At 70.1% G+C, this 7,762-nt stretch carries 8 protein-coding genes; 5 read left to right on the plus strand and 3 right to left on the minus strand.

Features of this window, described 5'->3' with window-relative positions; translation table 11 throughout:
* Positions 1–121: 121 nt before the first annotated feature.
* The gene (locus tag AC08OV_RS21865) at positions 122–661 is read left to right on the plus strand and encodes a winged helix-turn-helix domain-containing protein (RefSeq protein WP_476596086.1); all 540 of its coding nucleotides are present in this window, start codon (positions 122–124) and stop codon (positions 659–661) included.
* Positions 662–912: 251 nt separating this feature from the next.
* Here AC08OV_RS21865 and AC08OV_RS21870 read toward each other — a convergent pair whose 3' ends face one another.
* The 3 genes from AC08OV_RS21870 to AC08OV_RS21880 form a co-directional block, all read right to left on the minus strand.
* Positions 913–1,869 (minus strand): tyrosine-type recombinase/integrase, encoded by a 957-nt coding sequence (locus AC08OV_RS21870; RefSeq protein ID WP_476615038.1) that lies wholly within the window; start codon positions 1,867–1,869, stop codon positions 913–915.
* A 118-nt stretch (positions 1,870–1,987) separates the two neighbouring features.
* Complete coding sequence (locus AC08OV_RS21875) at positions 1,988–2,539, minus strand: putative immunity protein (protein WP_476620245.1); 552 nt, start codon at positions 2,537–2,539, stop codon at positions 1,988–1,990.
* A gap of 77 nt (positions 2,540–2,616) precedes the next feature.
* On the minus strand, positions 2,617–5,628 hold the full coding sequence (locus AC08OV_RS21880) for a Tn3 family transposase (protein WP_476615040.1): 3,012 nt from the start codon (positions 5,626–5,628) through the stop codon (positions 2,617–2,619).
* 117 nt (positions 5,629–5,745) lie between these two features.
* Between AC08OV_RS21880 and AC08OV_RS21885 the strand changes: the two genes are divergently transcribed.
* The 4 genes from AC08OV_RS21885 to AC08OV_RS21900 all read left to right on the plus strand — a co-directional run bounded on the left by AC08OV_RS21885 (position 5,746) and on the right by AC08OV_RS21900 (position 7,657).
* The gene (locus AC08OV_RS21885) at positions 5,746–5,913 is read left to right on the plus strand and encodes a hypothetical protein (RefSeq protein WP_476615041.1); all 168 of its coding nucleotides are present in this window, start codon (positions 5,746–5,748) and stop codon (positions 5,911–5,913) included.
* A 102-nt stretch (positions 5,914–6,015) separates the two neighbouring features.
* Positions 6,016–6,333, plus strand: a complete 318-nt coding sequence (locus AC08OV_RS21890) for a hypothetical protein (protein ID WP_476615042.1) — start codon at positions 6,016–6,018, stop codon at positions 6,331–6,333.
* Complete coding sequence (locus AC08OV_RS21895; protein WP_476615044.1) at positions 6,334–6,552, plus strand: group II intron maturase-specific domain-containing protein; 219 nt, start codon at positions 6,334–6,336, stop codon at positions 6,550–6,552.
* Positions 6,553–6,967: 415 nt separating this feature from the next.
* Entirely contained in the window at positions 6,968–7,657 is a 690-nt protein-coding gene (locus tag AC08OV_RS21900) for a formylglycine-generating enzyme family protein (RefSeq protein ID WP_476615043.1), read from the plus strand.
* The last annotated feature ends 105 nt before the right edge of the window (positions 7,658–7,762 follow it).

The following is a 7,762-nucleotide window of genomic DNA, read 5'->3' on the forward strand; positions in this document are numbered from 1 at the left end:
ATCAGCCCACCCACCAGCACGGCCAGCGCCATGTACAGCAGATACTGAGCTTTAAATTTCGGGGTCAGGGCGGTTTTCTGTAGCTGTCTACCAGCGGGTTTGGGGCGGGTAGACCGGTTGTATGAGGTACGCGACGGGTGGCGGGTTGACGCCCGCCGATCAGGTGGAACGTGAACGGGTCCGGTTGGCCGCGGCCAGCCGGTTCGCGGCGGGGGCGAGCCAGGCCGAGGTCGCCCGGGAGTTCCGGGTGACTCCGAAGACCGCGAGCCGCTGGCACCACGCGTGGGAGACCGGGGGTGAGGCCGGGTTGCGGTCGGCCGGGTCGGGGTCACGGTGCCGGTTGGATGATCGGGACCTGGCCCGGTTGGAGGCGATCCTGCGCCGCGGTCCCGGACCGTACGGCTGGGATGATCAGCGGTGGACGTTGGCCCGGATCGCCCAGGTGATCGAGCGGGAGTTCGGGGTGTCCTACACGCTGGCCGGGGTGTGGCTGCTGTTGGACCGGCACGGCTGGTCGTGTCAGCTTCCCGCCCGCCGGGCGGTCGAACGCGATGACACCGCGGTCCAGACGTGGACGGAGCAGGAGTGGCCGGCGGTAAAAAGACCGCGGCGACCCAGGATGCCTGGGTCTGTTTCCTCGACGAGACAGGGCAGAGCCTGAGGCCGCCACGGGCACGGACCTGGGGTCGACGTGGGCGAACACCGGTGGTGCGGGTACCCGGCCGGGGCGGGTCCGGGCGGGTGAGTGTGGTCGCCGATGGTCTGCTACCGGCCCGGGTGGCGGCCACGGCTGCTCTACCGGGCCCGGATCTGGCGTGGTCGTCCCGGGGAGCGCAAGGGCATCGGCTGGGGGTCGCCGTAGTACTCGCGAAAAATCGGGCGGATATGCCTGTGGCCTGTGGTGACGCCGCCTTACGCCCGGCGTGGCGGGCTGGAGAGCGCCTCGGTGGCCTGGTGCACGGCGGCCAGGCCGGGTTTGACGTAGCGCTGGACGGAGCGCAGTGACGTGTGCCCGGTCTTCGCCATGATCACGTTGGCGGAGGTGTTGGCGTCGCCGAGGTGGGTGGCCGCGCTGTGGCGGCGCTGGTGGAGGCGTAGTCCGTCACCGTGCTGGCCGAGCAGGGTCCGGGCGCGGTCGTAGCCGAGCCGGGCCCGGCCGGTGTCGGGGCACAGGTCGCGTCGGTCGGTGGTCGCGCGGCGGTGTGGGCCGGGCCGGTGGTCGGAGAGGAACAGTGGGCCGCGGGTCCGGCCGGCGATGAGCCGGGGTAGCAGGTGGGCGGTGTCGGTGCCCCAGGTGATCCACATGGTGTCGCCGCCCTTGACGACGACTCGGGCTTGTTTGTTGGGCAGGTCGAGGTCCTCGATGTTGAGCGCGAGGACGGCGGAGGCTCTGCTGGCGGACTCGTAGAGCATCCGCCACAGCGTCTTCTCTCGTAGGGGGACGTCGCGGCGTCGGCAGAGCCGGTCGATCCGGGACCGGGCCACGGCCTTGGTGTCGTCCGCGGGTTCGCGGCGCCGTTCGGCGGCCGCCGGCACCGTCGGGGTGGTCCAGTGCCGCCGGCTGGCGCACCAGCCCAGCCAGGAGCCGACCGCGGCGCGGTTGCGGTTCCAGGTCGCTGGTTTCGCTGCGGCCCACAACTCGGTCAGCGCGGCGCCGACCTCGTCGTCGGCGACGTCGGCGAGCGCCCGGTCCGGGCCGAGGAGCTCGGCGACTCGGTCGAGCACGTTCGTGTAGGCGCGCAGGGTGTGCGGGTTGTCCCGGATCGCCGGGGCGTCGAGGAAGGCGTCGATGGCGGCGCGCACCGTCGGCCCGCCCGCCGGGCCGGGTCCGGCCCGGCGGGCGTCGAGCTTCGTCACTGTCGCTGCCATCAACGCTCCCGCCACGGTCGAGCTACCGGATAACGCGCACGAGTCGCGTCCCGGCGGCCGCGCGGTTCGCGCTGGCCACCAGCCCCCGGTGTGGATCACCTTACCGGATAATGGTCCATTATCCGGTAGAGCGGCGGAGCGACGCGTCCAGCTGACGGATCAGTTCTCCGACCCGCCCGCCGCCGCGCGGGGCGACCGGGTAGCGCCGTAGTACGTCCACCACCACGGGACACGCGAGGATCCGCGCCTGCGCGAGGTGGTCGGCCCCGACGGTGGGATCGTCTCCGGCGGCGAGTTCGAGCGCTCGTGCGGCGTGAGCTGCCGCTCCGAGGATGTGCTTGACCTGAGTGGCGTGCGCCAGGGGATGAAGGAACGCCGCGCCGACCGCGTGGCCGGCCGCGCGCGCGGCGTCGCTCGCCGCGACCTGTCCCGCGTCGCGGGTCTCCTGAGCCGCCCGGTGCGCGGCCCACGCGCTGTCCCGCATCACCTGGGTCCGCTCGGCTCCCCGCGCGAACGCCCGCGCGGCGTCGAGCGCCGCTCGTGGGCGCCGATCGCCAGAGCGTTCACGTTCAAAGATCGCCAATGCGGGTTGTGCGCACGCCGCCGTGTAGCCGACGACCGCGCGGAGTTCGGACCGGTCGAGTTCGATCGTCGTGGAGTCCTCCGCCACGGCGTCATCCTCGCGCGCGGCGAGCCGGCCAGGGAGCACGGGGACATCCGCGCACCGGAAGCGGACCATCGCACCGGTCAGAACAAGGTGTCGCGCATCCGCAGTGGCCGGTACCCGGTCGGGCCGAGCTGTGCCAGCTCGCCCTCGATGTCCACCTCGATCGCGCCGAAGAAGTTGATGTTCTCGCTGTGCGTCGGGGAGATGTGCGTGAGTACCTCGTTGTCGATGTGCCGCCCGGTCGCGCGCAGCGAGTCCACCGCGAGCCCGTAGTACTCGGTCGTCCAGGTCACCACGGCGTTGGTGACCAGGGTCAGGCACCAGGCCTGTTCGGTCTGGGCTTCGAGGTGGCGGGCACGCACCGTGCCCTCGTGGGCGTAGAGCAGGTCCCGTTTCAGCGCGTGCAGTGACTCGCCCTTGTTGAGCTGGCGGGAGATCTTGCGCCGGTACGCCGGGTCGGACAGATAGCGGGCGGCGTAGATCGTGCGCCGCAGCGCCCCGTACTCCTTGAGCGCCGCCGCGAGGGCGTTCTGCCGGCCGGACGCCGAGAGCTTGCTGACCAGCAGCGAGGCGGTGGCGTGCCCGAACTTCAGCGACCCGGCCAGGCGCAGCAGGTCATCCCAGTGCCCGGCGATCAGATCGAGGTTGGCGCGCCGCGTCAGCAGCGGCCCCGCGAGCGGGAACGCCGTGCTCACCTCGGTTTTCGAGCCCGTCCGACAGAGGGCGATCTTCCCCAGGTCCCGGATGCGGGGTGAGAGCTGCAACCCCAGCAGGTCGAACAGGCCGAAGTTGACCAGCGTGACACCGTGCGTGTCGGTGGCGTGCTCGACGATCGGGATGTCGGTGGCGTTGCCGAGGATCTCGTCGAGCACGTAGTGCGCCTCGCGCCTGGTCGCGACGATGACCTTCGTGCCGTAGGTCGTGTGCTGGTCGGTCACATGCGTGTACGTCGACAGCCCCTCGTGGGCGAAGTACCTGCTCAAAGCCCTGGCGGTGACGGACTTGCCGCGGGTGGGGAACCGCTGCCCGTCGCTGGAGGACAGCGTGCCCGTGCCGAAGACCGAGGTCAGCGGCAGCTTCTGGTGGTAGCCGATGAGCGTCAGGTTCGCCGCGCGCAGCGTCTCCTCCCGCACGTACCACTCCGCGGTCCAGGCCAGGACGTCGTAGGAGATGCCGCAGGCGTCCGCCATCCGGGTCAGCCCAAGGTTGGTGGCCTGCGCGATCAGCACCGCGATCAGGTTCCGTTTCACCTCCGCGGTGCGGGTCTGCTTGCCACCCGCGTGAGTGAAGCAGTCCAGGAACCCGGTGCGCTGGTCCATCTCGATCAGCAGCGCCACGATCGGCGCGAACGGCAGCATCGCGGTCAGCTCGGCCTTGAGCGCCACCGCCTCGGCCGGGACGTCCTCCGCGGACAGCGGGGAGATCACCAGGTCACCCTCGGCGTCCAGGCGAACCGGGCCGCCGGCGGCGAGCGTCCGCTCCAGCTCACCCAGCGCCACGTGTAACTCGTCCTCGACCTCCGCCAGCCCCCGGGCGGCGTCGGCGGGTTTGCCGACCAGCCGGCAGAACTCCACCCGATGATCGGCCCACTTCTCCGGGGTGAGCAGGTAGGCGGCCGGGTCGGAGTAGCGGCGCGAGCCGGGCACGAACACATCCCCGGTGCGCAGCCCGTCGCGTAACGCCAGCAACGTGCACAGTTCCCAGTAGTGCCGGTAGGCGGTGACGTCGTCCGCCTTGATCGCGGTGTCCAGGTAGCCGCGCCAGCGAGCCGGAACGAAACCGCTCGGCGCGCCCCGCGGGACCTTACGGGCGCCGGTGGCGTTCAACTCACGCAGAATGTCCACCGCTGTGAGCAGGTCAGTCGCGGCGGTGCCGCCGGCGAACGTCACCGCCTCCAGGACCTGGGGGGTGAACCGCCGCAGGTACCCGTAGGAACCGTCCAACGCCGTGAGGTGCCCGTGATCGCGCGGCAGCGGTGGCAGGGCGGCGGCCCGCGCGGCCCGCAGCCGCTCCCACCCGACCTTCTCCCCGCGGATCAGCCCACCCACGTCCTCATCCGAGATCGCCGGGTCAGCGACGATAGCCAGGACCGCGTCCAGCAGCGCCTGACGCTCCTCGCCGGCCTTGCCACGCTCGACCAGCTCATCGCGCATCCTGTGCGCGGCCCCGCTCTCCCGCGCCGAGACCGCCTGATCGAACAGCTGCACGACCTCGTCCAACACATCCGTCACCGACTGCGCCACCACGGTCAGCAGGATCGGGTACCGACGCTCCGGCTCCCGCCGCGCCAACGCCTGCGCCGTCAGCCGGCGGCCCACCGCGGCCAGAAACCGCCGCCGCTCCGCCGGCAACACCGACAAGTCCAGGGCGTGCGCGCCCATCCCACGCAGGAACATCAACTTCGCGATCTCGGCCTTCACCGCCGCGGGCGACGCCTCCACCGGCCCCGTACCCAACCACCGCAGCCGGGTCATCCCGATCACCGGGTCGGTCACCAGCAGCCCGTCCAGCCCAGCGCGGCGCTCATCGGTGAACTCGTGCGCCAGCCGGTCGAACGTCTCCCGCCGCGCGACATCCCGGGCGTGCCCGACCCGCTTCACCACCGTCACCGGCCCCGGCCGGATCACCTTCGCCGAGATCAGATACTCACAGGCCAGCCGGAACAGCAACGTCGGCGAGTCGTGCTCCATCGCCCGCGCCAAAAGAAACTCGTCCAGCTCCTTCAGCTCCAGCGCGGTCGGCACCCGCCACCCCAGATACCGCGCAGCCAGCCGCAGATGATCCGTGCGTGTCTTGGCCCGCCGCCCGTACGAGCCGATCACATCCGGGTCGACGGCCAACCGCTCAGCCAGCCGCAGCACCGCCGCCCGCGGCGCCGACGTCACGTCGTCCGGCACAAACCCCAACCACGGCAACGTGCACAAGGCGACCGCAAGCCCCAGCCGGTCCGCTGGCCCTCGGCCCCGACCGGGATCGAGGAACGCCAGGTCCGCGGGAGTCAACGTGAAAAACCGGAAAAGATCCTCCCGGCCGATCTCCGGAAACCGACGCAGCCCCTCCAACTCCTCGTCCGCGAGCGTCGGAACGACCACCCAGCACCCTCCCGCCAAAACCCGAAGATCCCCTGGTCAGGAGCCTACTCACCCCATATCCGCCCGATTTTTCGCGAGTACTACGGCGACCCCTATTACGGCTCCTTCTACAAGTCGATGTTGTATCCCCTCCTGAAGTACCTCAACCGCAAGCTTGTTGCATGGGCGACGCGGAAGTACAAGCGGCTAAAACGCCGAGAGCGGCGGGCGACGGAATGGCTGCGCGAAATCGCGCGTCGGGAACCTGGCCTGTTCGCGCACTGGCAGTTCGGCGTTCTCCCCTGACCGCTGGGCAATGGGAGCCTGCTGCGCGGAGACGTGCACGGCAGGTTCTGCGAGCTGCGGCGGGTGAGATCCCCGCCGCCGACTCTCCCGGTAGTGCACTGTGTGACCGAGAAGCAGGCCCGGTATGTGCGGGCCAAGCTGGCGGAGCGAATGAGAGAGGTCGGGCTGCGCCTGCACCCCGACAAGACCAGGATCGTGTACTGCAGGGACGGAAACCGGCGTGAGGTCTACGGCAACACGTCGTTCACGTTCCTCGGCTACACGTTCCGGGCAAGAGGCGCCTGCAAAAAGGACGGGCAGATGTTCTCCAGCTTCCTGCCAGCGGCGAGCCGGGACGCCCTCAAGAAGATGGGGGGCGTGGTCCGCCGATGGCGGATCAACCTGCGCACGACCGAGGATATCACGGCGCTCGCGGAGTAGCTGAATCCGGTCGTCCGCGGCTGGATGAACTACTACGGGCAGTTCTACCGCTCCGAGCTGTATCGCTTACTGCAACGCATCAACACCTACCTAGTGCGATGGGCCAGGCGGAAGTTCAGACGTCTGAGGTCGTTCAAGAAGGCCAAACGATGGTGGAAGGGGCTAACTCGTAGACAGCCCCGCCTGTTCGCCCACTGGGCGTGGACCACCAGCTTCTGACGGACTGGGTGGGACGAGCGGAGTGACAGGAGACCATCACGCTCCGTTCTGTGGGGGCCCGGGGGTGAGATCCCCCCCGGGCTACCCGGCCGTCTTGGACGGGGCGATCGAGACGGTGCCGCATCTCGTGCTCGAGGCGCTCGACGGCCAGCCCCAACTACTCGGCAAGCCGCTGACAGGTTAACCGCGCCGCCATCACCTGCTGGTAGTGATCCGAGACGCCTTACGACCGAGGATCGGGATGCCGGGATGACCGACGAGCAGCATGTTCCAGCACGCAGGCCACGGCCGCGTCCACCAGCCGGGCCCGACTGGGCGCTACCCCGACGCCTCCCATAGAGCAACACTCTAGACGGACGGCCCGCGTGCCTACCGGGACTCTCCGTGCGGACGAGCTTCGGTAAGATCGCCCGGCATGGGCGCGAGCGTGGGAAACACGTTGATCTCCATCCCGCCGGGGCGGGTGACGCTGTCCGACCGGCGAACGCAGCGCAACTGGTCGGTCGAGCTCGCGCCGTACTGTCTCGCGGCGTTTCCGGTCACCCAGGAGCAGTACGCGGCGGTTGTCGGCCAGCGGCCGGGCTCGGCCCACGGGGACCGGTTGCCCGTCGAGGGGGTTTCCTGGTGGGACGCGGTCCGGTTCTGCAACGCCCTGTCCCACCGCGACGGGATGGCGCCCGCGTACCGTATCCAGGCCGACGGCGAGGGTGCCGACGGCGAGGGTGTCGAGTGGGACACCCGCGCCGAGGGGTACCGGCTGCCGACCGAGGCTGAGTGGGAGTACGCCGCCCGGGCCGGCACGAGCGGCCCGCGGTACGGGCCACTCGACGACATTGCCTGGTACCGCGGCAACTCCCACGGGCGAATCCACGACGTGGGCGGCAAACAGCCCAACTCCTGGGGCCTGTACGACATGCTGGGCAACGTGTGGGACTGGTGCTGGGACCTGTACGACACCGAGGTCTACGGCACCTATCGGGTGCTGCGGGGCGGTGGGTGGTTCGACGAGCACTGGAGCTGCCGGGCCTCCGTACGCCGCCGCGGCCACCCGGCCTTCCACCTCGACGACGTGGGGTTCCGCGTCGCGCGTTGCGCCGTGCCCTGACCCACGTCGCATCCGTGCTCATGCACCGGTCCGTGTTGCCCGCCGGACGAGAGCGATCCTGACCGGATAGGGCCTGATCAGGTGGTGCCTGGTCGGGTGGGGGCG

This window comes from Frankia sp. CeTa3Moorea (assembly GCF_978021225.1).